The sequence below is a fragment of the Mesorhizobium sp. M2A.F.Ca.ET.039.01.1.1 genome (genome assembly GCF_003998035.1).
In the GTDB taxonomy this organism is placed as follows: domain Bacteria; phylum Pseudomonadota; class Alphaproteobacteria; order Rhizobiales; family Rhizobiaceae; genus Mesorhizobium.
Genome location: NZ_RZRY01001556.1, coordinates 1 through 430 on the forward strand (window position 1 = coordinate 1; position 430 = coordinate 430).

Consider the following 430-nt stretch of genomic DNA (forward strand, 5'->3'; position numbering starts at 1 on the left):
CCTCGGCGAAACGGCCCAGCTGGCCGTAGCAGGCGGCTAGAAGCGCGCGCGAGACGTCGGTGACGGCATTGCGCGCCAGCCGTTGCATCAAAAGGTCAATGGCCTCTTCGTACCTTCCAAGTTGAAACTGCGCCAAGGCCTGGAAGTGCAGAAGCACGTCCGGAAAGTATGGATTCAAGGTCTTCCCTCGGGCGAAACTCTCGAGGGCCTCCTCGGATCTGCCCGAATAGTGCAGCGCCTCGCCGAGGATGACGTGCCCTTCGGCGAAGTTCGGATTGAGGGCTAACGCGCGCTCGGCCTCGTTGATGGCGCCATCGTGCCGTCGTGTGTACAGCTTGGTTATAGCCAGCGCCCAGTGCGCCCAGGGATCGCTGTCATCCAGCGTTACCGCTCGCATTGCTGCCTCTTCCGCTTGCGCCATCGATTCCGG

1 protein-coding gene is annotated in these 430 nt (G+C 62.3%); it reads right to left on the reverse strand.

Annotation, left to right across the window (positions count from 1 at the left end):
* On the reverse strand, positions 1-430 hold a 430-nt coding region (locus EOA24_RS40900), incomplete at both ends, for a tetratricopeptide repeat protein (RefSeq protein WP_245502018.1).